We start from the raw sequence: 24,913 nt of genomic DNA, 5'->3' as shown, positions 1-24,913 counted from the left end.
TAGTTGCAAAAAATAAATTAGGTTTAAATTTTAATTTTTTTTGCTATTATTTACGAGATGAATTCAGTAAAATTATTAAAAAAGCACGATATCGGTATTACAGAACTTAGAATTTTATTATTAGATGAGCTTTTAGCTGCTAAAGAGCCTATGAGTTTTGATGAATTTAAAACTAAGGCAAATAAAACTACATTTTATAGGACGATGGAGCAGTTTCAAAAGTCTAAATTGGTAAATAAAATTGATTTAGATGGCAAGGGTTATTATCAAATAAATAAAGGTAATAATGCACTTTTTGTGTGTGATATTTGTCATCATACTAAAGATTTGGAGTTTCCAACAATTAATAATTTAAAAGTTAATTCTGTCTTGGTAAAAGGAGTTTGTGAGGAATGCAAGGACAATGATGAATAAGATTATATTTTTAATTGTATTTATTGTTTTTGCTTTTGCAGATGAGAATATATATAAACCTTTAACTAGCATACCTTATGATAAAAAATTAGCTGCCGTTGGTAAAAGATTATATTTTGATGTAAATTTAAGTCCTAATAAAGTATCTTGCAATACCTGTCATAATTTAAATCTTACTGGTAGTGGGACGAATAATTCTGGTATAAATTCTGATAATTTAACAAATCCACCAACAATTTTAAATATTGTATATTCTAATTTATTTTTTAAAGACGCAAATATTACTGATTTAAGAGAACAAATTAAACAAACATTAAAAGACGATATGAATATTACGCCTGATGAATTTAATAGTTGGGTTAAGTTAAATGTAACATATCAAAGATGGTTTAATGAAATAGGATTAGCCGCTAATTATGATAATTTAGTTAATGTGCTAGTGGAATTTGAAAAAGCATTAGTTACCCTTGATTCTCCTTTTGATTTGTATTTAAAAGGAGATAAAAATGCTATAAGTGATAATGCTAAAAGAGGACTTAAATTATTTAATTTTTATGGCTGCTCGTCGTGTCATAATGGTAGTAATTTTGGAAGTAATATAATTGCTGATATAAATACTAGCTTTTCAGAAGGCTGTAAATTAGAAGATAAAAAAGTAAAAGTGCCTACTTTAAGAAATATTACAATTACCCAACCATATACATATCAAGGAGCATTTAATAATTTAGAAGATATTGTTAGAGTTATGTCTGCTTGTCAATTAGGCATAGTTATGCCAGATAAAGATGTTGATGATATAATAGAATTTTTAAAAACACTTGAAGGAAAAAGACCTAAGATTTTGGAAGAGAAATGAATAGAGAATATAAAAATATAGAAATAAAAACATTTGTTCAAAAGATTTTACAGATTTTCATTGCTGCAATGATGGTTGGCATTTTTGTATGCACTGGAATATTTTTTACCAAACTTCATCAAATAGATATTAATTACGATATAAATAATCATATACACGAAATTATGTTAGATAATCAAGAATTAATGCTAAATATAGAAAGACCAAGTATTTATGCAAATTTTGAAAATAGTGGCAAGAAGTTAAGTGAGATTGATGTTAAAACTAATGAGCTAATTCAAATTCTTAAAAACAATAAACAATTAAATGCTAATGAAGAAGAAAAAATTAAAAGTAGTATAGAAAAATTAAAACAATATATAAAAGATTTTAATAGTTTATTAGGGACTAGCGGAAGTGATTTTAAAAGCTTTAATGTGCTTTATTCTCAATCAAAATTGGTTGATGTAAAACAAAATGTTTTAGAGTATATATTTGCTACTAAAATTAGCGTGAGTTCAATAAAAGGATATATTGAGTTTTTAGACTCATTAATAGAAAATAATACAAAACAAATTATTGATTATAAAACACAATTAATTGAATTAAAACAAAATTATGCAAAAACCAAATTAGATAAAGATAAAGAATACATAGAGCTTTTAGAAGATAAAATATCAACTATTGATGATGAAAAAACATATTTAATATTAAGTAGAAAATTATTAGATGGAGTGAAAAAACTTCACGAAGAAAAAAATGAAATTAAAAATTTCACAGATTTTGAAAATATTTTAACTCAATTAAAATTGCAAGTTTTAAGTAAAATTGAGCATTTAGAAAAGACAAATGACCAATTAGTTTTAGTTGGTGCAATTTTTGCAGTTTTATTAATATTTACTACTTTTATTATTTTTAAATATAGCCTAGATTTAACAAGTGCATTAAATATTTTATATAAAGCATTTTTAAATTCTCCAATTCAACAAGTTTTAATAAATACAAAAAATAAAAAGAATTTATATGCTGAATATGTAAATGATACTTTTACATTCAATGTTCATGCACCAACCGAACAAAGTGAAAGTATAAGAAAAGCACAAGCGGTGAATTTTTATGATTCATTAGATGGAATTATTGATTTGACTGATAGTGCTAAAGGGTTTGATTATGGAACGCTAATTCAAGAAAGTCATAGCAAAATCCAAGCTTATAATGAAAATGATATTACAAGTAGAAAAGAAACTAGATTTTTCTCTGTATTTAGAAAAAATTTAGGTGATAATATTGAGCTGATTAATAAAGTTGATGTAACTAAAAAAATCTTACAAATTAAAGATTATAAAACCAAGCTTGATAATATGCAAAAGAAATTAGATACAGATAGCTTAACAGGTTTATTATCTTTACAAGCTTTACAAGATAGGGAATTAAAAGACGATAAAGCTAATAAAAATAATATTTTCTTATATTTAAAAATTGATAATTTCAATGATTTAAGGCTGAATTATTCAACTATTATGATTGATGAGATTATAAAAGTTTTTGCAAATTCTTTAAAAAATGCTTTAAATGTGAAAAATAACGATGAGGTATTAAAAAGCACTAGTATTTATCATTTGCAACTAGATGAGTTTTGTATAGTTTATAAAAACCACGAAGAAGCTATGGCAGCAGCTGATTTGATACAAAATCATTTTAAAACCCAAACAATGAACTCTACACGGGGCAAAAAAAATAAATTTGAGTTAAAAATAAATTCTGGTATGGAACTTAAAGACTTAGAATTAAATATCGGAATTTCAAGTGAGCGTGATATTAGAAAGTCAAATCAAGAGATTATTAATAGACTTGCACAAGCAATCTTAGCAAGTTATGAGACTATTAAAACAAAAGAGCCTTATTGTGTTTATAAAGAAGGTTTAAGTATAGAAAAACAACACGCAGAGCAACAAAGAGTAGTAGGTCAGATAAGATATGCTTTAGAAAATGATAAAATATTTGTGGTTTGTCAAGGTGTGCATAATTCTATTACAAAAGAAGTTTCTTATTATGAAGTGTTAGTAAGGTTAAGAGATGAGCATAATAATATAGTATCACCGGGACTTTTCTTAGATGTAGCAAGAAAAGTGGGTCTTTATAAAGATATTCAAGAAGTAGTAATTAATAAGGTTTTTGATTTGATAGAGCAATATCCTAATGCGAATTTTAGTATAAACCTAGCTAACTCTGATATTATCAATAAAGAAACTAGAGATGTATTTGAAAATAGATTAGAAAAATGCTCTCGCCCAGAAGCTTTATGCGTTGAGATATTAGAAAGCGAAAGTATTGATAAATACGATGATTTATCAAATTTCTTAAAATCAATTTCATTTAGGGGTTGCAAGATAGCAATAGATGATTTTGGTAGTGGATATTCAAACTTTTATAGATTATTAAAAATTAAGTTTGATTACTTAAAAATTGATGGCTCAATTATTGAAAGTTTAGTAATTGATAATAATGCTAGAACCGTTCTTGAAACTCTAGTAGGATTTGCTCATAAGCAAGGTTATGAAGTTGTAGCTGAGTTTGTAAAAAATCAAGAAATTTTAAAAATAGTTCAAGATTACGGAATAGAAAAATCTCAAGGGTATGAGCTAAGCAAACCTGAAGAACCACATAATATTTTTATTTAGAATTTAAAATAGGAATTTGAAAATCTATTAAAAGGAGCAATAATGAGAAGTGATACTATTAAAAAAGGTTATACAAAAGCACCAAGTAGGTCATTATTAAGAGCCGTTGGGCTAAAAGATGAAGATTTTGCAAAGCCATTTATTGGGGTTTGTAATAGTTTTATAGAGATTATTCCAGGGCATTTTTATCTAAACAAATATGCTGAAATTATCAAAGATGAAATACGCAAAAACGGCTGTGTGCCATTTGAGTTTAACTGCATTGGTGTTGATGATGGTATTGCTATGGGACATAGTGGAATGCTTTATTCGTTGCCAAGTCGCGAATTAATAGCAAGTAGTGTTGAGACGGTTATGAACGCACATAGCCTAGATGCAATGATAGCTATTCCAAACTGCGATAAAATTACTCCAGGTATGATTATGGGGGCTTTAAGAGTGAATGTGCCTACTATTTTTGTAAGTGGTGGAGCGATGGCTGCAGGTAAGCTTAAAGATGGTTCTCAAATTGATTTAAATACAGCGTTTGAAGCAGTTGGCGAATACGAAGTTGGTAAAATTGATGAAGCGAAATTAAAAGAAATTGAATGCGCTGCATGTCCTGGAGCTGGAAGTTGCAGTGGAATGTTTACTGCAAATTCAATGAATTCTTTAATGGAAAGCCTTGGTATTGCACTTAAAGGAAATGGAACTATTTTAGCTTTAACTTCTGAAAGAGAAGAATTATTAAGAAGTGCTGCAAGAAGAATTTGTGAGATTGCAAAGAGCGAAGAGCTAAGCGAAAAATACAAAATTAGAAATATTTTAAATAATAAGAGTTTAAAAAACGCTCTTGTTTGTGATATGGCAATGGGCGGTAGCACGAATACAATTTTACACACTTTAGCAATTGCAAAAGAAGCTTATGCTGATGAGATTGATTTAAAATTAATGCACGAAATCGCTCAAGATACACCACATATAGCTAAGGTTAGCCCAAGTCTGCCAGGAACTCATATGCAAGATGTAGGAAGTAGTGGTGGAATATATGCAATAATGAATGAAGTTAGTAAAAAAAGTAAATTCTTTAGCAAAGATGCACTTACTATTAGTGGAGATAGCATAGGAGAACTTATTAAGGATAGTAATCCTAATGGAAAGGCTATTAAAACGCTTGAAAATCCATACTCTGAGCGTGGTGGATTATGCGTATTATTTGGCAATATCGCAAGAGAAGGTGCGGTAATAAAGGTAGCCGGTATCGTTGGTGATAAGGTTTTCCGTGGTAAATGTGTTTGCTTTAATTCTCAAGATGAAGCAATAGCAGGGATTAGCAGTGGAAAAGTGGTTGCTGGAGATTGTGTAGTAATTCGCTATGAAGGTCCAAAAGGTGGTCCTGGAATGCAAGAAATGTTAAGCCCAACAAGTCTTATTATGGGTAGGGGCTTAGGTGCGTCGGTTGCATTACTTACTGATGGTAGATTTAGTGGGGCGACTCGTGGTTTTAGTGTAGGGCATTGCTCACCTGAAGCTGCTGAAGGTGGCGAAATAGGGCTTATTAAAGATGGAGATTTAATAGAAATTGACACTATTAAATGCACTATAAATCTATTAATTGATGATGAAGAAATGGCTAGAAGAAGAGCAGAATTTAAGCCTATTAAAAAAGAGCTTAATTCAAGATGGCTTAGAATGTATCAAAAGCTAGTTAGTAATGCTAGTAGCGGCGGTGTTTTAGACCTTGATGGTTTGAATGAAATGAAATAATTTTAGGGATTTCTTAAGGAAATTCCTAGTTTTGTATGTGAAATTTTTATAGAATTTGAAATTGCTTTTTTACTTTAAATAAATTAATAAAAATCTCTTGTTTTATTAAGCTAGGAACAAAGAACCTAGAAAATCAAGTGCAAAAAGGTGCTATTGATTTAGATATAGCTAAGCAAACTAAAGATAAAAAAATCGCACAAGAGCAAATAAAAACTGCAAACGATATGGAAACTCTAAAGCAAAATCAATTCGCTACAAAAACACAACCTGAAATATTTAAAATGCAAAAGGAAAATCACAAAGTAAACTTAAGCAATACCTATTCAATTATAAGTGAGCGTAAGCAAAATATGTTCTTTAAAGACCAAGTTTATAAAGAACAAGAAGAAGCTAAAAAAGTAATGAGTGATTTTAATGAGTTTTCACTTAAAAATCCTAACTTAAAAGGAGATGATTTAAAGAATGGTTATTATAAGCATTTAAACTATATGCAAATGGCTGCTTTTAATGACCCATTAGCAACAGATACCCCTACTCAAATAGCAAGCGCTCAAAAATACTTAGATAAACAGCGTTTATTTGAAAAACATTTAGGATATACAGGACAAAACTATCGTGCAAACGAAGATAACTTTAACCCTATTCCTAAAGGTGGTAATGGTGCAAATAGTATGAATGATTATTTTGGAGTTTTAGACAAAGTTTCACAAGTAAGCGATACAAAAGAAAACCTAGAAAAAGAATTAAAAGATATTGATAGTAAAATACAATTAGCAGATAATGAAGAGCGTTTAGAAGATGTAGCAAAATTAGAGCAAAGAAAAGATGAATTAAAAAACAATTTAAAACAATATGAAAATATTAATATCCCTAATGTAGGAGTAATACATACTTTAGGAGCATTGCAACAAATTTATGGTAAAGAAGAAGGACTTAATAGACAAAACGAACTAGAAAATCTAGCGGCACAAAAGAAACTATTGAATACTTATGCAGGATTAATTGAAGAGTCTAACCTACACGGATGGGATGGAAATGTATTAAATAAAACGCTTAATATTTTAGGATATGGAACAGTTAAAGACAACTTAAGAGAAGTAGCAAAACAAATAAAAGTATTAGCACAGACAAAAAGTATGAAGCTAAAACAACAATATGAAATATTTGCTTCTTTAGTTGATGATAATAGCTTATTCGGACAAAACGATGAAAGACTTATGCAAAATGCTAAGATATTTGATAATTTCTTAACTACTCAAGTAGATAGTGTATTAACAGCGTTTAATGATAGACAAAAAAATATGATAAAACAAGGGGTAAAATACGACCTTAAGCCTGTAGAATATTATTTCAAAAACAAACCTAAAAAAGCAAATTATCAAGGTATAAAAACTAATTATTCTAATAAAGGACTTGGTTATAACAATCCTTATGCAGGTGCAACTATATAAGTTTTAACTCCTTTTATGTTAATATAAATAAAAGGAGTTTTAATGAAATATATAGTTTATTTATTATTAATATGTAGTAGCTTATTTGCTTTTAGCGATGATGAATTATTTAATCAATTAGATGTAGGTTGGAGTGAAGAACAAAAACACAAAATAATCAAATACTATAAAAAATATGGTAAAAAATACAAGAATATAAACGAGTATGCTGACGATACAGGAAATGATTTTTCAAAACTTTACGAACAATCAGAATACTTAATTAACGATGATAATCTTTACGCTCATTATGAGTTAAATGATAAGCATAAAGTAATTAATGCTTACATAGATTACTTAAGAGATAAAACACTAAAAAAAGAAAACGCCCTAGATTTTAACGCTTTTGTATTTAACAAAATTAGTAGATTAGAAAGTGATTTAAAATCGGAATTACAAAGCTATTATGCAGTATTAAATGCTAGTAATATAAAAAACTCTTGGCTAAATGAATATGCAAGGGATTATAATAAGGCTTTAAAGATGAACTCAAGCTATGATGAAATAGTATTTAATATCTTTATAAAATCTCATTTTAACGAATATGAATTAAATAAAAATGCAAAAAATGAAATAATAGCAACGGACAAAGCCTTAGGACTTAGTGTAAATGTAGGCGATATAGAAAGCTTTAATTATTACACCTTAAAGGCATTTGTTTTAAACTATCTAGTAAGTTTTTTAGGGCTAATTGTAGGCGTAGTTCTGTGTGTAAAATATAAACATAAGGCATTAGTATATATAAGTCCTGTTTTATTATTTATCATAGGTTTAACGATTGATTATTTTGTAATCGGAATAAAATTACTTAAATATGTGTAAACCCTAGCAAAACACGGCTAATTTGCTAGGGTTAGGTGAATTGCTTTAAGCTTAGGCTAAGCCGTGCTTCACTATAATTTGATTAAGGTATTTTCAAAGTAGTTGCTTTACTAGAACTTTTTTAAGGTTCTAAGTAAAGCTATGATTAAAACGATTAAAATAATTGTTTCCCCCATATTACCACCTTTCCACCCTAACAAGCCTAAGGCAAAAAGCAAATCATATTATAAATTAATTTTTATTAAAAACATTTTAAATAATATTTTTATGGTATTTTCCGTTTTGGAAATAACCACTTTAATTAAAATAAGCTAAGCAAGTTTCTAAATCTTCTACACTAGAATTATGATATTTTTTAACTTTACTAATAAGATTTGTAATACCTATTAAGTCATAATTAAATAAAACAGCAAAAGCCTCATTGATATCTTTGTGCTTACATTCGCTAGAACCACAATAATTGTTTATATCATCATAGCTTACTAAAGCACCACTACATAAAGCGTTCTTTATAAAATCTAAATTGCTTTTATTCTTTTCTTTAAAATATTTTTTAAATAATTCTGTTAAGGCTATTTTTCCACGACCAACTGATATAGAATTAGGCATTAGCTAAGCCTTTTGCATATTCTATAATATCAAAATCTTTACTTTTAGCCATTTTGTAACTAATATCGCCTACAAAATCAAACAAATCTTTATCTAATCTTGTTTCTAATGAATTTTTTGTAGCTATTAATAAAGATTTAGCTTTTAAATCTATTTTTGAAAACTCATCATTTACCACAATATCTTCTGCAAATAATTTTAAAGTTTTGTTTATTTGCTCTATACAAGCTTGTGCATCATCTTTTAAATCGCTTTCAATATATCCTATTTTTAACAAATCAAAAAAACACTGCTCCAAACGATTACAAGCTTCTTTGTATTGATTTAACAAAACAAAACATTCATCATCACTTTTACAAACATTAACCTTAGTTACTTCGTGTATCTTTTCAGCATCTAAAGAACTACTACATAATAGAAGCGAAAGGGCTAATGATTTTAATATTATATCTACTTTCATAATTTAATTCTACTACACATTACATTATAAGGTAACAAAACACCTTCTAAAAAATATCGCTTAATGCGATATCACTACTCCCTCAATAAACTTTACATTTTTGTAATTAAATCAAAAAAACTTTAATTAATGATTAAAAATTTTATGGCACTAAATTTGATTTTGATTTTTTGTTAAACTTTTGCAAGCAACTTGCGAAAGTTTAAAAATCAAAAAAAGCTTAAAAATTACGGCACTAAAACGACTTTTTGCTTTACGCTATCTTGAAAATAAAAAGGATAGACGAATGCTAAAAGTTGCAGGATTTTTTGCAGGTAGTGGTGGGATTGAACTTGGATTTAGCCAAGCTGGATTTAATATAATTTATGCAAACGAGATAAATCTACTAGCAGCTAAAATATACGAAGCAAACTTCAAACACAAAGTAGATATTAAAGATATAAAAGATGTAGATAATGTGCCTAATTGTGATGTAATAGTGGGTGGTTTTCCTTGTCAAAGCTTTAGCCTTGCTGGTCTTAAGCTTGGATTTAGTGATAAAATAAATGGTAATTGCTTTTTTGAACTTGCAAGAATGATAAAACTTAAAAACCCAAAAGCATTTATGCTTGAAAATGTAAAAGGACTTGTAAATCACGATAAGGGTAAAACGCTAAATATTATTAAAAATACTTTAGAAGAGCTAGGATATTACTTACATATAAATATTTATAATGCAAAGGAATATGCAAATATCCCACAAAATAGAGAAAGAATATTTATAATCGGATTTCAAGATAAAAGAGCTTATGAAAGATACAAGCCTTTAGGAAAAGTGCCTTTAACTAAAAGTATAAATGAGTTTGTAGATTTTAATGCTTTAGTAGATGAGAAATACTATATAAAAGAGAGTTTTACTAGATATGAATTGGTAAAAGATATAGAAAAATATAAAATATATACTATTGCATTCAAACAAGCTAGAACAAATAAAGATAATGTATGCCCTTGCTTACTTGCAAGTATGGGTAAAGGTGGTGGTAGAACACCTTTTATAAAGACAAGTGATGATAAGATTAGAGCATTAACTCCTAACGAGTGTTTTAAGCTGCAAGGCTATCCTGATGATTTTATTTATCCACAAAATATATCTAAAACACAACTTTATATAGCGGCCGGTAATAGTGTCGTAGTGCCACTCATAAAAGAAATCGCATTAAGTATCAAAGAAGCTTTAGAATAATTCAGAGTGCGAACCTATCGCATAAAGATATAAAATCAATTTGCCGTTTTCGTAGTTATAAACGAGTAAAATATCAGGCTTTATATGACATTCATAATATTTAGAATATTTGCCACTAAGTTTATGATTTTTGTATTTTTCATCTAGGCTTTTATGATTTGCTAAAGTGCTTATAACTTCTAATAACACTTCTAGCTCATCGTTTTTAAGCTCTAGTTTTTTAAGTTGTTTTTTAAAAACCGATGAAAAAACGACCAAATCATCAAAATTAGCAGTTAGTGTTTTGTAAAAATATATTAATTGATTTTTATTCATTCTCTAGCTCTTTTAAAATATCACTAGCTTTATAAAATTCTCCGCTTATTGCTTCATCTAATAGATTAATTCTTTTGATATTAGCACTTTTATCAAGGTTTTTGATAAAGGTTTCTAACGCACTATAAACTTCATTTGAAATATTGGTGTTTTCTATGATTATCGTTGCCATAATAACTCCTTTTGTAAAAATTATAGCACTAAAATGAGATTTTACAAAACGCTAAACTCTTTTTAATTTAATTAAAAGGAGTTTTGATGACTTATGAAGAATTTCAAAAATTATATAATGAAGATAAAGAGTTTAAAAGTTTAATAGATGAAAAAGCAAATTATATTATAAATTAATTTTTATTAAAAATATTTTAAATAGTTATTTAAATTAAATAATTTTAAAACTAATACTAATTTATAATTTTTATAAAATTACTTAAAATCTTGATTTAAATTATTTTAGGATAATTTTTGTATGATTAACATCTCTATTAACTTTTAACATTTATAATTTTTTAACAAATAAAAATTATTAATAAGGAGACAAATTATGTTAGTTACAAAAAAAGCACCAGATTTTACAGCTCCAGCTGTATTAGGAAACAATACAATAGATAACAATTTTAATCTATACAAAAATATGGGTAAAAAAGGAACAGTAGTATTCTTTTATCCAAAAGATTTTACATTCGTATGTCCAAGTGAAATTATCGCATTTGATAAAAGATTTAAAGATTTCCAAGATAGAGGAATTAATGTAATCGGAATTAGTGGCGATAATGAATTCTGCCATTTTGCTTGGAAAAATACTCCAGTAAATCAAGGCGGTATTGGCAATGTTCAATTTCCATTAGTAGCAGACCTTACAAAAGAAATCGCTCGTGGTTTTGATGTATTATTTGATGAAGCAGTAGCTTTAAGAGGTTCATTCTTATTAGACGCTGATGGAACAGTTCGCCACGCAGTAATTAATGACCTACCATTAGGAAGAAATATTGATGAAATGATTAGAATGGTAGATACAATGCTATTTACAAATGAGCATGGTGAAGTATGTCCAGCTGGCTGGCATAAAGGCGAAAAAGGTATGAAAGCTGATCCAAAAGGTGTTGCTGATTACCTAGCTAACAATAGCGAAAAACTATAATTTAAAGGCTAGGATTTTCCTAGCCCACTTAAAATTAAATAATTTTTTAAATATTGATTTTTTCACTTCTGTTTTCTTACTTATAAAATTTACTTTTATATTATTTATATTATTTGGTATAAAGTCTTTGTTAATTTTGTGATTATTTATATAAAAATATTTTTTGCTAATATTATTTGCGAACGGAATTTCATTAAAAGATACATTGCCATTTCCAAGTGCTTTAAAAATCTCATCTTTTCTACTTTTTCTAAAATCATAAAACCTAAAGCCTTGCTTAATGCAGTTTAAATAAAATTCCACTTCTTTATCTATATCAAAATCTAACTCATTTGGGCTAAAAATACTATGATTTTTGGGTTTAAAATTATATAAAAACTCACAATTTTGATTAAATATTTTTATAAAATCTTGAGTGTATATAAATCTTAAAAATCTAGTTTTTTTACCCTTGAAATGTCTTAAATCTGATTTTAAAAATCCGTTTGCAATAATTGTTGTATTTTTTGGAAAATTTATATTTTTTAAAAATGATAAATTTTCAATGAAAATATAATCAAAATATTTCAATTTTTTAACTTGCAAAATCGCTAAATCATTAAAAATATCTATGTGATAAATATTTTTATTTAAGCCTTTTGTATCAGTATTACAAATATATAAAACTAGATTATTTTTGCTTAGATTATTTGCTAATTCTTTTAAAAGAATTTCAATTTCGCTATTTTTAGAATATATATAAAATCCATCAAAATTCTGTGAAAACACATTGTTAAGTGATGGATTTTTAAACATTTTAAAGCTTTAAAACGCCTTCTTCAATTAAAGAAATTGAGTGCGGCTCAACCACTCTTGTATGCACTTCTTCTCCATTTTTTAAAAAAAGTATCGTAGGAATATGGCGAATACCCAAATCAGCTCTTATATTTTCATCTTTATCAACATTTACATGGTAAAAATTTATATTAGTATATTTTTGACTAAGCTCTACCAAAAACGGCTCAGCAATCTTACAATCCCTACACCAAGGTGCTCCAAAAGCTATAACACAAGTTGCATTGTCTTTAATATCTAAATATTCTTGATAATTAATCTCTTTCATTGTTTAAATCCTTATATTCATCTTTATTTAATGTTTTTAACTCGCTATCAGTCGCAATTGCTGCAATCATAGCACCATTTACATTGCTCATAGTTCTTACCATATCTATAATAGGGTCAATTGCAAAAATCACACCTAGTAAATAAAACTTATCCCCAAGTCCAAGCCCTGTAATCATAATAGAAGCTGCTACAATTGAAATTCCAGGAATTCCTGCGATGCTTAAAGACCCAACAAGAGTAATTATAATAATTAAAACGGCGCTAGATAAATCAATGCTAAGCCCTGCACTATGCATAATAAATGCAGCCACAAGCCCTACATAATACCCAGCACAGCCACTCATTCCTATAGTAGCACCCAGCCCTGCTACGAAGTTTGCATTGTTTTCACTAACGCCTAATTTAGTATGAAGTGTGCGAATGGTAATCGGTAAAACACCCGCTGAACTTCTTGAAGTAAAAGCTAATAATAGCACTTCAAACGCTTTTTTATAATACACCATAGGAGATAAGCCGTGAAATGCTAAAATGATAGAAAATACAATAATCATTAAAATTCCACTTGCATAAGTTAGTATTATAAATAACCCAGCTTCTTTCATAGCTGCAACTCCATTTGCTATTAGCACATTTGCAATCATCGCGACAACAGCATAAGGCATTAGTTGGATTATATTTGTAATTACATTCATAATAATTTTGTTTATAAAAATTACTAGGTTTTTATAGGTGCTAAATATTTCTTTATTTTCTTCTTTTGTGCCTATTTTTCTTGCACCAAGAGTGAATAAAAATGCTACTAAAATTACTCCTAAAATATTATTATTTGCAAAAGAATCTATAATATTATTTGGCATTAAACCTAATAAAATTGAGCTTAGGGTTCTAGCTTCTTTTATAGTTTTTGAAGTTTGCACTACAACATCACTTCCTAGATTAAATATTACACCTAAACTAAGACCTATAGCACTTGCAATTGCAGTAGTTATTAAAAGCCAAAAAATACTTCTACTAAGAATTGATGAAATTTTTACTCCACCTTCAAGCTTTAATAAAGATGATGAAATTCCAAAAAACACAATAGGAACTATCATAAGTTTTAATAAGCTAATAAAAATACTTACAACGAAAGAATACCAAATTCTAGTTTGCTCAAGCCATAAAATTTCTTTAGAATTTGCAGGATAATTTGCCAAATATTGAGCTAATACACCCAAAATAACGCCTAAAAATAGTGCCAATGTCATTCTTTTTGCAAAACTTATAGTATATGCTAAACGATTTAGCCAAAAGCATAATATTAAATAAACTAATACAAAAGTAATTGATAAAGGCTCTGAAAGTGTAAAAAAGTTAATGAAAAAATCTTTCATAATTCTCCTTTAATATTTTTTTAAGAGATAGATTTTATCCTAAATAAATTAAGAAATAAAAATATTAAAAGAGAGAACTATTGTTTAAATTTTTAAAAGAAAGGGAAATGGCGCGGCGGACGGGGCTCGAACCCGCGACCTCCGGCGTGACAGGCCGATATTCTAACCAGCTGAACTACCGCCGCAACCTAGTTTAAGAAATGGTGGTCGCTATAAGACTCGAACTTATGACATCCACCTTGTAAGGGTGGCGCTCTACCAACTGAGCTAAGCGACCAAGATTGATGGTGTCCTGTGCTGGATTCGAACCAGCGGCCCCCTCATTAAAAGTGAGATGCTCTACCTGCTGAGCTAACAAGACATTAAAATATTTGTGAAAGGTTGAATAATACAAAAAAAATTTTTAATTGTCAAGAAAAATCTAAAAAATTATATTTTAATTCAAGAATTTGGCATAAAAAATAAAAAGAATTTAAATTCCGATAATGTAAAATAAAAAATATTATAATTTTATAATTTAATTAAAATTTTTAAGTATAATTTAATTAAATACTTTGAAAGTATTGAAATTTAAGGAGTATTAATGCAAAGAAGGGAATTTTTAAAAGGCTCTGCATTTTTAGGTTCATTAGCCTGTATTAATCCAGTTTTGAGTGCTAATGCCTTTACAAAAGGGGATAAAAAAAGTGTTTTTTCGGTTTGCGAGATGTGTTCTACTCGCTGTCCTATTGAAATAAGCGTTAAAGATAATAAAGGCGTATTTATTAATGGTAATCCAAAATTTAGCACAAATAAAACTAGCGTATGTGCAAGGGGTGGAGCAGGAATTAATCAATTATATGATAAAAACCGCCTTATTAAGCCTTTAATTCGTGTAGGTAAGCGTGGGGAAAACAAATGGCGTGAAGCTAGTTGGGACGAAGCTTTAAATTTAGTTGCAACAAAGTTAAATGAAATAAAAGAAAAGCACGGAGCTAGTAGCGTAATATTTACAAGCAAAGCCGGAGAATCTCACACTCATATGAGTAATTTTGCCTGTGCTTACGGCAGTCCTAATATATTTTCACATTATTCAAGCTGTCCGATTACTTATAATATGGTTTTAGAGCATACTTATGGCGGCGGCTTATCAAGAGATTTTGCTAATGCAAAATATATTGTAAATTTCGGACATAATTTATTTGAAGGTATAGTAATAAGTGATGCTAAAAAACTAGCTAAATTTGCAGCTGCAAGTGATACAAAACTACTTGTCCTTGAGCCTAGATTTAGCGTAGTTGCTGCTAAGGCTGATGAGTGGCTACCTATTAAGCCAGGAACTGATGTGGCATTTTTAATGGCATTAATTCATATTTGGCTAAGAGATGAAAAATACGATAAAGAATTTGTAAATGAATATTGCATAGGACTTGATGAACTTAAAGCTAGTGTAAAAGATACAAGCCCTAAATGGCAAGAAAGTATCACTGGAATTAGTGCTGATACTATTGAGCGAATTGCCGATGAAATCTATAAAGCTGCTCCTAAAGTAGTAATTGATTGGGGACATAAAACCACTACTACTTATGCAGAATATCAACGCACAAGAGCTATTGCAATAGCAAACGCTTTAATGGGAAATTACGAGAAAAAAGGTGGCATTCACACTAGCAAAAATACAAATACTTTAAACAAAATCATAGGCGAAGATATTTTCCCTACTCTTGATAATCCTAGCAATGTTTTTAAGGTTCCTAACACTCCTAGAATTGATGGTGCAGGTGAAGTTGGAAATAAAAATTATTTTGTATCCAGAAAACACGGAGTTTTAATGGATATTGCCCCTGCAATACTTAGCAAAAAGCCATATCCTATTAAAGCTTGGGTAAATACTAGGTTTAATCACTTAGTAAATGTAGCAAATGTAAATGAGAGTTTAAAGGCTATAAATGAGCTAGATTTTATAGTAAGTATTGATATATATTTAAATGATTTTAGCAATTTAGCTGATGTGGTATTACCAGAAAGCTCATATTTAGAGCGAGATGAGAGCATTGCAACTATAGGAAATGGCTATTATATGAGAAATAAAGCCGTAGAAGTTATAGGCGATACAAAAAGTGGTTTTGATATTTTTAGAAAACTAGCAAGTATGATGAAAATTGATGAGCTTTATACTTATACGACAATAGATGAGTATAGAATGCAGCAAGCTAAAGGTAATGTAGATTTACTAGCAAATCTTAAAAAAGATGGCATAGTAACTTATAAAGTCCCTAGTCTTTATTTAAGAGAGCCAAAAACCATAAAAGAATTTGCTAAAACTTATCCACAAATTAAAGATAAAATTGATAGTAACGGCGAACTTAGTTCACTAATTAACTTTAAGACACCTAGTAAAAAAATAGAGCTTTTCATAGAAAAAGTTGAAAACTTATTCCCAACTCACGGCTGTTTAAATACAACTGATTATGATGTGTTTAAAAATCATGAATTTTGTCTAACAAGTGGCAAAACTCCAATTCATACAAATGCTCATACTCAAAATATCCCAATTTTAAATGAATTAATGAGTGAAAGTCCTGTGTGGATAAATGAAACTAAGGCTAAAGAATTAGGCTTTAAAGATGGCGATTTAGTATATTTAGAAAATGAATTTGGCAAAATCCAAGTAAAACTTATGCTAACTCAAGGCATTCGTCCTGATACATTGTTTATTTATCACGGATTTGGTCGTAACACTCCAGCACTTAAAAATATTCACGAAATAGGTGCAAATGATAGCATAGTGCTAGGTTCAAGAAGTGGTTATGTTTGTAGCACAATGGTTACAAATATAGGCGTAGATATTAAAAGGGCTTAAAGATGAAAAAGTTTGTAATGATTCACGATGAAAATTTATGTATAGGTTGCGAGGCTTGTAGCGTAGCTTGTAAAAACGAAAATCAAATTCCAAGTGGGGTTTTTAGAGTGCAAGTTCATGCGAAAATGAAGGGAGTTTTTCCAAATCTTCAAACAGATTTTACAAGGGCAAGTTGTGTAATGTGCGAAGATAGCCCGTGTGTAAGCGTATGTCCTACGGGAGCTAGTTTTAAACTAGCAAATGGAATAACATTAATTGATGAAAATTTATGCGTATCTTGCAAATACTGCATATTAGCCTGTCCTTATAATGCAAGATTTCTTAATCCTATCACAAAAGCAATTGATAAATGCACTTTTTGTTATCCAAATAGAGTAAGCGATGGTTTAACCCCTGCTTGTGTTAGCGTATGTCCTACTGATGCACTAATTTTTGGGGATATAAATGATAACAATTCAGAAGTTAATAAAGTCTTAGCAAGTAAAAGCGTTGAATATCCTAAAGCTCATTTAGGCACTAAACCAAAACTAGGTTTTATAAAAAACACAAAAGGAGGACGCTATGAATAATATGGCAGGAAGCTTAATGCAATATAATGAGATTTATTGGCCTTGGCCTATTGCACTATATTTGTTTTTAGCAGGGCTTAGTGCTGGGTGTTTGATGGTTTCATTAATAGTAAAATTTAATAGATTTACACATAATACTAATAGTATTTGGGACGCTACGATTAAAGCAGGAGCGTTAATTTCTCCACTTGCTATTAGCTTGGGGCTTTTGCTTTTGATAATTGATTTAGGCAAACCACTTACGTTTTATTTATTGCTAATAAAATACAATTTTACTTCGGTTATGACTTTAGGTGTTTTGTTTTTATTAGTTTATACACCTTTAGCATTTTTATACGCATTAATCATTTTTGAGCGTGAAATAGGGCTTTATTTTAGGTTCTTAATTCCTATTACAAATTCCATAAGAAAAATGGCTAATTTTGCAAAGATGATTGAATATGTATTGTTTTTCTTAGCTTTATGTGTTGGTGCTTATACGGGATTTTTATTAAGTGCGATTTCTAAAATCCCTTTATGGAATACCCCTATTTTACCATTACTTTTTGTGGTTTCTGCGTTTTCTTGTGGAATAGCTGCAAATATACTTGTGGGAATTTTATTTTTTAAAGCTCATTTAAATAAAGAAAACATAAAGTATTTATTAGTTTTAGATTTAAGAGCAATAATGCTTGAAATCCCTATCTTGCTTTTACTTTTTGTAGGGATGTATTATAGTGGGGGCGAGAGTTTAATATCGCTTAAGGCTATTTTTTCTCATGAGTTTTATTCAAAATTATTTTGGTTTGGAGTGTTAGGAACGGGGCTTATTTTACCTATTTTAATAGCCCTAACCGCACTTAAAAACCACGCCTATAAACCTGCATTCATAATAATAAACTCTCTTGCTGTGCTAGTTGGAGTAGTAATGTTAAGATTTTTTATCGTTTATGCAGGACAAGTTTGCATTAGCTAAAGGTTTTCCTTTAGCTAAGCTATTATTTAACGCTATAAGTTACAAAGCCTTTATTTGTATATACGCTAAATTCCACAACATTAGAACAATTAAATATGCCAAATTGTTTAGTTTCACCAAATTTCATTGGCACTTTATAATCATAATAATATTTCCCATTGTATTTTTCTTTAGCAATTTGTTTTGCTTTTTCACAACTTTCAATATAGTGTGAATATTTCGTTTTTTCTACTCTTTCATTTATGTGTTTAAAACCTTCGCTTGTATCCTCTAAATCGTATTTGTACTCATAACTACAATCTTCTTTACTTAGTTCTGCCCATTTAATTAATGTTTCGCAATAATTAATCCAATTTTTATTTAATATTCCAGCATTACATACTTTTGGTGGAGTTTCATCAGATATTAAGTTATCGCTTAAATTGTATTCATCATGTTCTTTATTCCAATCTCTTACTTCACAAGCACCACGATTTGCTGTAATTTTTTTAATTTCAATATCATCTTTAGCTGTTAGACTTAAAATGTGTCTTATATATTGACCGAATCCTCTTGTTTCAGTTTCAATATCAAACTTAAACGCATCTTGACTTAATTCTTTTTTTCATCAGAACAAGCACTCATAAATAATGCCACGCCACAAAACAAACTAGCTGTTAATAATTTTTTCATATTTTCTCCTTAAATATTTTAAAAATCAGTATAATACCCCCCCCCATTCTTAAGTTTTACTTAATTTGTATTGGCTACATATAATTTATTTAGCTAAGCTAATTGTTTAATGAGTGTTTTTATACTATTTGCTGAATATTTTTTAAGGAGAATTTATGAATAAGTTAATTTTAAGTGTTGCTTTAGCTTCATCGCTTTTTGCTGCTACATCGTGTGATAAGGTTTTAAATAAACTTGATGAGCAAATCACAAAAGTTCAAAATCAAAAAAAGGCAAATCCAGAAAGGTTAGAATATTTAAAAACACAAAAACAAGAAATCAGCAAAAATTGTGTAGATGGTAAAATAGATAATGAAAAATTAAAAACCATCAAAGCTGAAACTAAATATGATTACGAGAGTAAAAAATTAGAAAAAAGCCAAGCAAAACTAAATGCTAAAAAAGAAAAAGTTGAAGATAAATACAAAGATGATTTAGAAAAAATCAAAGCTAAAAAAGATAAAGAAGCTAAAAAATTAGCTGATAAAGAAGAAAAAGAATTAAAAAATAAAGCTAAAAAAGAAGCTAAAGAATTAGAAAATAAAGTTGATGATAAAGTGGAAAAAGTTGAAAAAGAACATAAAAAATCAGAAAAAAAGCTTAAAAAACTTGAAGAAAAACTAAAAGAACAAACAAATAATTAAAACTCTCCCTAAATACTATTAAGTATTTAGGTTTTAACTAATTATTGTAAAAACACTAATTGCCAAGCCAAACAATTAAAATAGCTAATTAGAATATTTTGCAGTTGATTAGGCAAGGCAGATTATTAAAATAATTTATTTTTTTATAAGATTTTGCTATGTATTGATTAAATATCTTATCGTTTTCTTACTTTTAAGTCTTTTTAATACTATTAAATCTATCTATGTAGTTTTTATAATTTAAACTCACTAATTAGCTCAATATTTCTTAGAATATTACAAATTTATTAGCAAAATGATTTAACCTAATTTCCTTAATTTTGCTATGAAAAAGCCTGAATGAGTATTGGTTGGCTTTATGCGATAAGTTTTAGCAAGTCTAATATCGCTATATTTTTCATCGTAATTACTTAGTCCTTGTAAATACTCGCAAGGCAAATCAATTTCTAAAAGTTCTATATTAAATTTAGAATTAAGCGCATTAAAAATCACTGCTTCGTTTTCATAAAAATTATGCGTGCAAGTGCTATAAACTAGCTCCCCACCTATTTGTAAAGCTGTTAGGGCAGAGTTTAAAAGCTTTTTTTGAGTAGTGGCGATTTGCTTTATTTCTTTTTGACTTTTTGTGATAGAAAAATCGTGCATAAATGTGCTACACGGAGCATCAAGCAATATTTTGCTAAATCGCTCGGGCGTTTTACGACCTATCAAAACGCCATCGTGATTATAGGTTTTTGCCTTTACGCCGTAGTTTGCTAGGATTGTTTTAAGCTTATGAAATCTTTTGCTATTTAGCTCATTTGAGCTTAGATTTTCACAATTGTCGCTAAAATTAGCTAGATTTATACTTTTACCCCCTGGAGCAGCACACATATCCAAAATAATATCGCTTGAGCTAACATTTAAAGCCTTAGCGCATAAATAGCTTGAATAATCTTGTATATAAATACCGCCATTTATTGCTAAATCGTGAGTTGAAATTCTTATTTTAAATTCTTGATTAAAAATATAAAAATTATTATCTATTTTTGTAGGTTCGTAAGTGCTAAATGCGCTTAAAAACTTTTCTTCATCGCATTTGATAGAGTTTATAAATACTCCGAAATACTCCAAATCAATTGGCTTTTTAAAGCCATAAATCTCGCTAAAATGCTCGGTATGATTAAATATCATTAATATCCTTGTTCATTTAGTTTTCTATACTCATCGCAACCGCCCTGATAACCTAAATCACAAGCTTTGTTAAAGTATTCTTGAGCTTTTATTTTGTCTTTTTTCACACCTTTGCCATTACTATATAAAGCCCCTACCATAGAACAGCTTACACCGAATCTATTATTACAAGATTTGATATATAGATTGATAGCTTTTGTATAATTTTGCGTAACTCCAAATCCTTGTTCATATAAAAATCCTAAAACAAAGCAGCCTAAGGCATCTCCACCATCACAAGCTTTAGTGTAAAGTTCGCTTGCTTTTACCAAGTCTTGTTTAACACCTCTTCCATCTGCATAAAATTTTCCTAGACCGGTACATCCCAAAGCATAACCACCATCACAAGCTTTTTTAAAAAATTCAATAGATTTTTGATAGTTTTGTTCGTTAAAATATATTTCACCTAATTTTACACAAGCTACCAAATCGCCTTTATTACATTTACTCTCAAGCTCATTCGCACCTAAAATACCAGCGCCTAAAAACACTAAAAATAATAATTTTTTCATTTTACTTCCTGATTAAAGATTTCTTCTTCATTTATTTCTAATTCTTCGCAGTACTCAGGACTATAACGACAAACATCGGCTAAATATTTTTTTGCTAAATTTAAATCTTGCTTTACCCTATCGCCATTTTTATACATCAAAAACAAACGCTCACAGCTTGGGAAATATCCGTTATCACAGGTTTTTTTATAAATCTTAATCGCTTCTTTATAATCTTTTATTTTTTCATATTCGTATATTAATTCCTCACATTGATATGGTCGGTCATATTCACAAGCTTTTTTATAATATTCAATCGCTTTTTTATGATCTTGCTTAACCCAAAAACCTGTAGAATACTTATTGCCTAAACTTTTGCAAGCATTCGCTACTCTATTGTCACAAGCTATTTCATAAAACTGCATAGCTTTTTTAATATCTCGCTTTATACCACGAGCTTGTTCATAAAAAAAACCTAAATAATCACAGCTTGAAAAATACCCACCATCGCATGCTTTTGTGTGTAGTTTAAAGGCTTTTTTATATTTTTTATGATCTTCATACTGCCCAGCTAGTTCGTAGCAACTTTCTAAATCATTTTGAGCGCATAATTTTTCATATTTTAGCGTATTTAAAAGATAGCAAGATGGGTGATCTTTTTTATCACATTTGCTTTTTAGTTCGGCTTCATTAAGTTTAAAGCAGGTTTTATAATCTATATTTAAGCATTCGTTATTGTTTTCATTTGCAACTAAAATACTTATACTAAAAAATACCAAAGATAATAATTTTTTCATATTTTATCCTACATATTTATTTTATAATTTCTTGTTGGTTTAACATTTCTAGTTTATCACAAGTTATGCCGCCTTTATATCGGCATGTAAGACTATAATATTTTTTTGCCATATTTATATCCTGCTCTATATTTTCGCCGTTTTCATACATTATTCCTAAGCGTAAGCAGGCATTATTATTTTTAGCATCACAAGAAATTTCATAAGCCTTAATAGCATTTTTGAAATCATCTATTTTTTCATATTGCCAAGCTAATTTTTCACATCTTCCTTTATTATACTCGCAAGCTTTTTTATAATATTCAATCGCTTTTTTATGATTTTGCATAAGCCAAAAACCTTCAGAATATATATAACCTATGCTTTCACATGCTAAATATTCCTTGTTATCACAAGCTATTTTATAAAAATGTATCGCCTTAGCAATATCTCGCTTTACCCCACGAGCATGTTCATAAAAAAAGCCTAAAAAATCACAACTTTGAAAATATCCACCATTACACGCCTTTGTATGCAATTCTATAGCTTTTTTAAATTTCCAATCACTCTCATATTCGTTAGCTAGTTTATGACAAGATTCATAATCGTTTTTGTTGCAATTGTTATCTAACTCAATTAGTGTTAATAAAAAACAAGCATGATAATCTTTATTGTCACATTTACTTTCTAAATTCTTATCATTTATCTCGTAGCAAGTTTTATAATTCATATTTAAACATTCTTTATTGGTTTTATTTGCAAATAAACTCATACCTACAAGCATCAAAAATAATAATTTTTTCATTTTATTTCCTTAAAATTTCTTATTATTAATATCCTTGCTCGTTTAATTTTCTATACCAATAACAACTATTCTGACCGCCTAAATCACAAGCTTTGCCAAAATATTCCTTAGCCTTTGTTTTATCTTGTTTTACACCTTTGCCTTTATAATACAAACTGCCTAAATTAAAACAACCATTAGGTAACCCATCTTCACAGGCTTTAGTAAAAAGCTCTTTTGCCTTAATAGGATCTTGTTTTACTCCATACCCACTGCTATATAAAACACCTAAATTATAACAACCAACACTTTCTCCACCATCACAAGATTTAGTATAAAATTCGCTTGCCTTTAAATAATCTTCGCTTGTTCTAATTACCCCTTTGCTATATAATAATCCTAAACCGTAACAACCTTCAGTAAATTCATCATTACAAGCTTTAGTATAAAGCTCTTTTGCTTTATCATTATCTTGCTTTACACCATTTCCGTTAGCATATAAATTTCCTAAATTAACACAGCCAACAACACTTCCTGCATCACAAGCTTTAGTAAATAACTCTTTTGCTTTTATATAATCTTGTCTTATTCCAAACCCTTCACTATATAACAACCCTAGATCAGAGCAAGTCGTAGCATCTTCATCACAAGCCTTAATAAAATATTCTTTTGCTTTAGCATAATCTTGATTTATAAAAAAGTAAAATTCACCCAAGCTAAGGCAACTAAGAATTTGTCCGCCATCACAAGCCTTAGTAAAATATTCTTTTGATTTAGTATAATCTTGATTTTTAGCATATTCTACTCCTAAATTAAAACAAGCTTCAAAATCCCCTTGATTGCACTGACTTTCAAGTTCATTTGCACTTAAAATACCAGCACTTAAAAGTGCTAAACATAATAATTTTTTCACTTTACTTCCTTTAAATTTATCATTGTTATTTATCAAAACCCTTGCTCATCTAATATTTCATAATGACTACAGCTGTTGTGTTCGCCTAAATCACAAGCTTTTCTTAAGTATTCTTTAGCTTTTCTTTTATCTTCTCTAACGCCTTGCCCGTTATTATATAAAGCCCCCAAATTATAACAACCCATAGCATCGTTACCATCACAACCTTTAGCATAAAGTTCTATTGCTTTTGCATAATCTTGTTTTGCTCCAAATCCATTTGCATACACAACCCCTAAATTAGAGCAACCACTAGCGTTTTCACCATCGCAAGCTTTAGTAAAATATTCTTTTGCTTTTATGTAATCTTTTTTTACTCCAAATCCATTTGCATATAAAATTCCTAAATTAAAGCAACCCGTAGCATTTCCGTTATTGCAAGCTTTGGCATAAAACTCTCTTGCTTTAAAATAATCTTGCTTTATTCCAAGTCCTTTTTCGTATAAAAACCCTAAATTAGAGCAACCCATAGTATCCCCATTATCACAAGCTTTAGTATAAAACTCTCTTGCTTTTGTATAATTTTGTTTTACTCCAAATTCATTCGCATAAACAACCCCTAAATTATTGCAACCTGTAGCATTTCCGTTATCACAAGCCTTAGTAAAATATTCTTTTGCTTTAGCATAATCTTGATTTTTAGCATATTCTACTCCTAAATCTGAACAAGCTTCCAAATCGCCCTTATTACACTGACTTTCAAGCTCATTTGCACTTAAAATACCAGCACCTAAAAGTGCTAAACATAATAAGTTTTTCATTTTA

The 24,913-nt window shown here is 29.0% G+C and carries 25 protein-coding genes and 3 tRNA genes; 12 read left to right on the top strand and 16 right to left on the bottom strand.

Annotated elements, in window-relative coordinates; translation table 11 throughout:
* Positions 1–57 precede the first annotated feature (57 nt).
* From AVBRAN_RS09860 to AVBRAN_RS09835, 6 genes are all read left to right on the top strand, one after another.
* Positions 58–414: a transcriptional repressor gene (locus tag AVBRAN_RS09860; RefSeq protein WP_214116307.1), complete on the top strand. Its 357-nt coding sequence runs from the start codon at positions 58–60 to the stop codon at positions 412–414.
* Complete coding sequence (locus tag AVBRAN_RS09855) at positions 407–1,270, top strand: cytochrome c peroxidase (protein ID WP_239803160.1); 864 nt, start codon at positions 407–409, stop codon at positions 1,268–1,270. Before AVBRAN_RS09860 ends, AVBRAN_RS09855 begins: the two co-directional genes overlap by 8 nt.
* On the top strand, positions 1,267–3,930 hold the full coding sequence (locus tag AVBRAN_RS09850; protein WP_214150050.1) for a GGDEF domain-containing protein: 2,664 nt from the start codon (positions 1,267–1,269) through the stop codon (positions 3,928–3,930). Before AVBRAN_RS09855 ends, AVBRAN_RS09850 begins: the two co-directional genes overlap by 4 nt.
* A gap of 42 nt (positions 3,931–3,972) precedes the next feature.
* Positions 3,973–5,676 (top strand): dihydroxy-acid dehydratase, encoded by a 1,704-nt coding sequence (gene ilvD, locus AVBRAN_RS09845; RefSeq protein ID WP_239803159.1) that lies wholly within the window; start codon positions 3,973–3,975, stop codon positions 5,674–5,676.
* 137 nt (positions 5,677–5,813) lie between these two features.
* Entirely contained in the window at positions 5,814–7,127 is a 1,314-nt protein-coding gene (locus tag AVBRAN_RS09840; RefSeq protein WP_239803158.1) for a hypothetical protein, read from the top strand.
* A gap of 42 nt (positions 7,128–7,169) precedes the next feature.
* Entirely contained in the window at positions 7,170–7,988 is an 819-nt protein-coding gene (locus AVBRAN_RS09835) for a hypothetical protein (RefSeq protein WP_239803157.1), read from the top strand.
* Positions 7,989–8,285: 297 nt separating this feature from the next.
* On the opposite strand, the gene AVBRAN_RS09830 is transcribed toward AVBRAN_RS09835, so the two are convergent.
* Positions 8,286–8,597, bottom strand: a complete 312-nt coding sequence (locus AVBRAN_RS09830; protein ID WP_239803156.1) for a hypothetical protein — start codon at positions 8,595–8,597, stop codon at positions 8,286–8,288.
* On the bottom strand, positions 8,590–9,057 hold the full coding sequence (locus AVBRAN_RS09825) for a hypothetical protein (protein WP_239803155.1): 468 nt from the start codon (positions 9,055–9,057) through the stop codon (positions 8,590–8,592). Before AVBRAN_RS09825 ends, AVBRAN_RS09830 begins: the two co-directional genes overlap by 8 nt.
* Before the next feature lie 286 nt (positions 9,058–9,343).
* Between AVBRAN_RS09825 and dcm the strand changes: the two genes are divergently transcribed.
* Complete coding sequence (gene dcm, locus AVBRAN_RS09820) at positions 9,344–10,279, top strand: DNA (cytosine-5-)-methyltransferase (protein WP_239803154.1); 936 nt, start codon at positions 9,344–9,346, stop codon at positions 10,277–10,279.
* Here the strand turns inward: dcm and AVBRAN_RS09815 are convergent.
* Both AVBRAN_RS09815 and AVBRAN_RS09810 read right to left on the bottom strand, forming a co-directional pair.
* Positions 10,271–10,594, bottom strand: coding sequence for a type II toxin-antitoxin system YafQ family toxin (locus AVBRAN_RS09815; RefSeq protein WP_239803153.1), 324 nt, complete (start codon positions 10,592–10,594; stop codon positions 10,271–10,273). The genes dcm and AVBRAN_RS09815 overlap by 9 nt on opposite strands.
* Positions 10,587–10,766 (bottom strand): hypothetical protein, encoded by a 180-nt coding sequence (locus AVBRAN_RS09810; RefSeq protein WP_239803152.1) that lies wholly within the window; start codon positions 10,764–10,766, stop codon positions 10,587–10,589. The genes AVBRAN_RS09815 and AVBRAN_RS09810 overlap by 8 nt, the downstream gene beginning before the upstream one ends.
* Positions 10,767–11,138: 372 nt before the next feature.
* On the opposite strand from AVBRAN_RS09810, the gene AVBRAN_RS09805 reads away from it, so the two are divergent.
* A complete protein-coding gene (locus AVBRAN_RS09805) occupies positions 11,139–11,735 on the top strand; it encodes a redoxin domain-containing protein (RefSeq protein ID WP_214116319.1) in 597 nt (198 codons plus the stop codon).
* On the opposite strand, the gene AVBRAN_RS09800 is transcribed toward AVBRAN_RS09805, so the two are convergent.
* The 6 genes from AVBRAN_RS09800 to AVBRAN_RS09775 form a co-directional block, all read right to left on the bottom strand.
* The gene (locus AVBRAN_RS09800) at positions 11,730–12,530 is read right to left on the bottom strand and encodes a hypothetical protein (RefSeq protein ID WP_239803151.1); all 801 of its coding nucleotides are present in this window, start codon (positions 12,528–12,530) and stop codon (positions 11,730–11,732) included. The two genes, AVBRAN_RS09805 and AVBRAN_RS09800, sit on opposite strands and share 6 nt — an antisense overlap.
* 1 nt (position 12,531) lies before the next feature.
* Entirely contained in the window at positions 12,532–12,837 is a 306-nt protein-coding gene (locus AVBRAN_RS09795) for a thioredoxin family protein (protein ID WP_214116323.1), read from the bottom strand.
* Positions 12,824–14,212 (bottom strand): cation:dicarboxylase symporter family transporter, encoded by a 1,389-nt coding sequence (locus AVBRAN_RS09790; RefSeq protein ID WP_239803150.1) that lies wholly within the window; start codon positions 14,210–14,212, stop codon positions 12,824–12,826. Before AVBRAN_RS09790 ends, AVBRAN_RS09795 begins: the two co-directional genes overlap by 14 nt.
* Positions 14,213–14,320: 108 nt before the next feature.
* Positions 14,321–14,397: transfer RNA gene (locus AVBRAN_RS09785), tRNA-Asp, on the bottom strand.
* A 16-nt stretch (positions 14,398–14,413) separates the two neighbouring features.
* Positions 14,414–14,489, bottom strand: a tRNA-Val gene (locus AVBRAN_RS09780).
* A gap of 8 nt (positions 14,490–14,497) precedes the next feature.
* Positions 14,498–14,573, bottom strand: a tRNA-Lys gene (locus tag AVBRAN_RS09775).
* Between the two features lie 222 nt (positions 14,574–14,795).
* On the opposite strand from AVBRAN_RS09775, the gene phsA reads away from it, so the two are divergent.
* From phsA to AVBRAN_RS09755, 4 genes are all read left to right on the top strand, one after another.
* Positions 14,796–17,054, top strand: a complete 2,259-nt coding sequence (gene phsA, locus AVBRAN_RS09770; RefSeq protein WP_239803149.1) for a thiosulfate reductase PhsA — start codon at positions 14,796–14,798, stop codon at positions 17,052–17,054.
* Positions 17,055–17,056: 2 nt separating this feature from the next.
* Positions 17,057–17,623 carry a 4Fe-4S dicluster domain-containing protein gene (locus AVBRAN_RS09765; RefSeq protein ID WP_239803148.1) on the top strand — a complete coding sequence of 189 codons (567 nt, stop codon included), beginning with the start codon at positions 17,057–17,059 and terminating at the stop codon, positions 17,621–17,623.
* A complete protein-coding gene (gene nrfD, locus AVBRAN_RS09760; protein ID WP_239803147.1) occupies positions 17,616–18,578 on the top strand; it encodes an NrfD/PsrC family molybdoenzyme membrane anchor subunit in 963 nt (320 codons plus the stop codon). Before AVBRAN_RS09765 ends, nrfD begins: the two co-directional genes overlap by 8 nt.
* Before the next feature lie 827 nt (positions 18,579–19,405).
* Complete coding sequence (locus AVBRAN_RS09755) at positions 19,406–19,933, top strand: hypothetical protein (protein WP_214119628.1); 528 nt, start codon at positions 19,406–19,408, stop codon at positions 19,931–19,933.
* 300 nt (positions 19,934–20,233) lie between these two features.
* On the opposite strand, the gene AVBRAN_RS09750 is transcribed toward AVBRAN_RS09755, so the two are convergent.
* Genes AVBRAN_RS09750 through AVBRAN_RS09725 form a run of 6 tightly spaced genes read right to left on the bottom strand, consistent with a single transcriptional unit; the run spans position 20,234 to position 24,909 of the window.
* The gene (locus AVBRAN_RS09750) at positions 20,234–21,106 is read right to left on the bottom strand and encodes an RsmB/NOP family class I SAM-dependent RNA methyltransferase (RefSeq protein ID WP_239803146.1); all 873 of its coding nucleotides are present in this window, start codon (positions 21,104–21,106) and stop codon (positions 20,234–20,236) included.
* A complete protein-coding gene (locus AVBRAN_RS09745; RefSeq protein ID WP_239803145.1) occupies positions 21,106–21,657 on the bottom strand; it encodes a tetratricopeptide repeat protein in 552 nt (183 codons plus the stop codon). Before AVBRAN_RS09745 ends, AVBRAN_RS09750 begins: the two co-directional genes overlap by 1 nt.
* Positions 21,654–22,433, bottom strand: coding sequence for a tetratricopeptide repeat protein (locus tag AVBRAN_RS09740; RefSeq protein WP_239803144.1), 780 nt, complete (start codon positions 22,431–22,433; stop codon positions 21,654–21,656). Before AVBRAN_RS09740 ends, AVBRAN_RS09745 begins: the two co-directional genes overlap by 4 nt.
* A gap of 16 nt (positions 22,434–22,449) precedes the next feature.
* A complete protein-coding gene (locus AVBRAN_RS09735; RefSeq protein WP_239803143.1) occupies positions 22,450–23,217 on the bottom strand; it encodes a tetratricopeptide repeat protein in 768 nt (255 codons plus the stop codon).
* A 25-nt stretch (positions 23,218–23,242) separates the two neighbouring features.
* Positions 23,243–24,109: a tetratricopeptide repeat protein gene (locus tag AVBRAN_RS09730; protein WP_239803142.1), complete on the bottom strand. Its 867-nt coding sequence runs from the start codon at positions 24,107–24,109 to the stop codon at positions 23,243–23,245.
* A gap of 32 nt (positions 24,110–24,141) precedes the next feature.
* On the bottom strand, positions 24,142–24,909 hold the full coding sequence (locus AVBRAN_RS09725; RefSeq protein ID WP_239803141.1) for a tetratricopeptide repeat protein: 768 nt from the start codon (positions 24,907–24,909) through the stop codon (positions 24,142–24,144).
* Positions 24,910–24,913 lie beyond the last annotated feature (4 nt).

Origin of the sequence: Campylobacter sp. RM12651, from assembly GCF_022369475.1 — a bacterium.
Taxonomy (GTDB): Bacteria; Campylobacterota; Campylobacteria; order Campylobacterales; family Campylobacteraceae; genus Campylobacter_E.
Note: the sequence above shows the minus strand (reverse complement) of the source record. Positions and strands in the feature narration are given on the sequence as shown.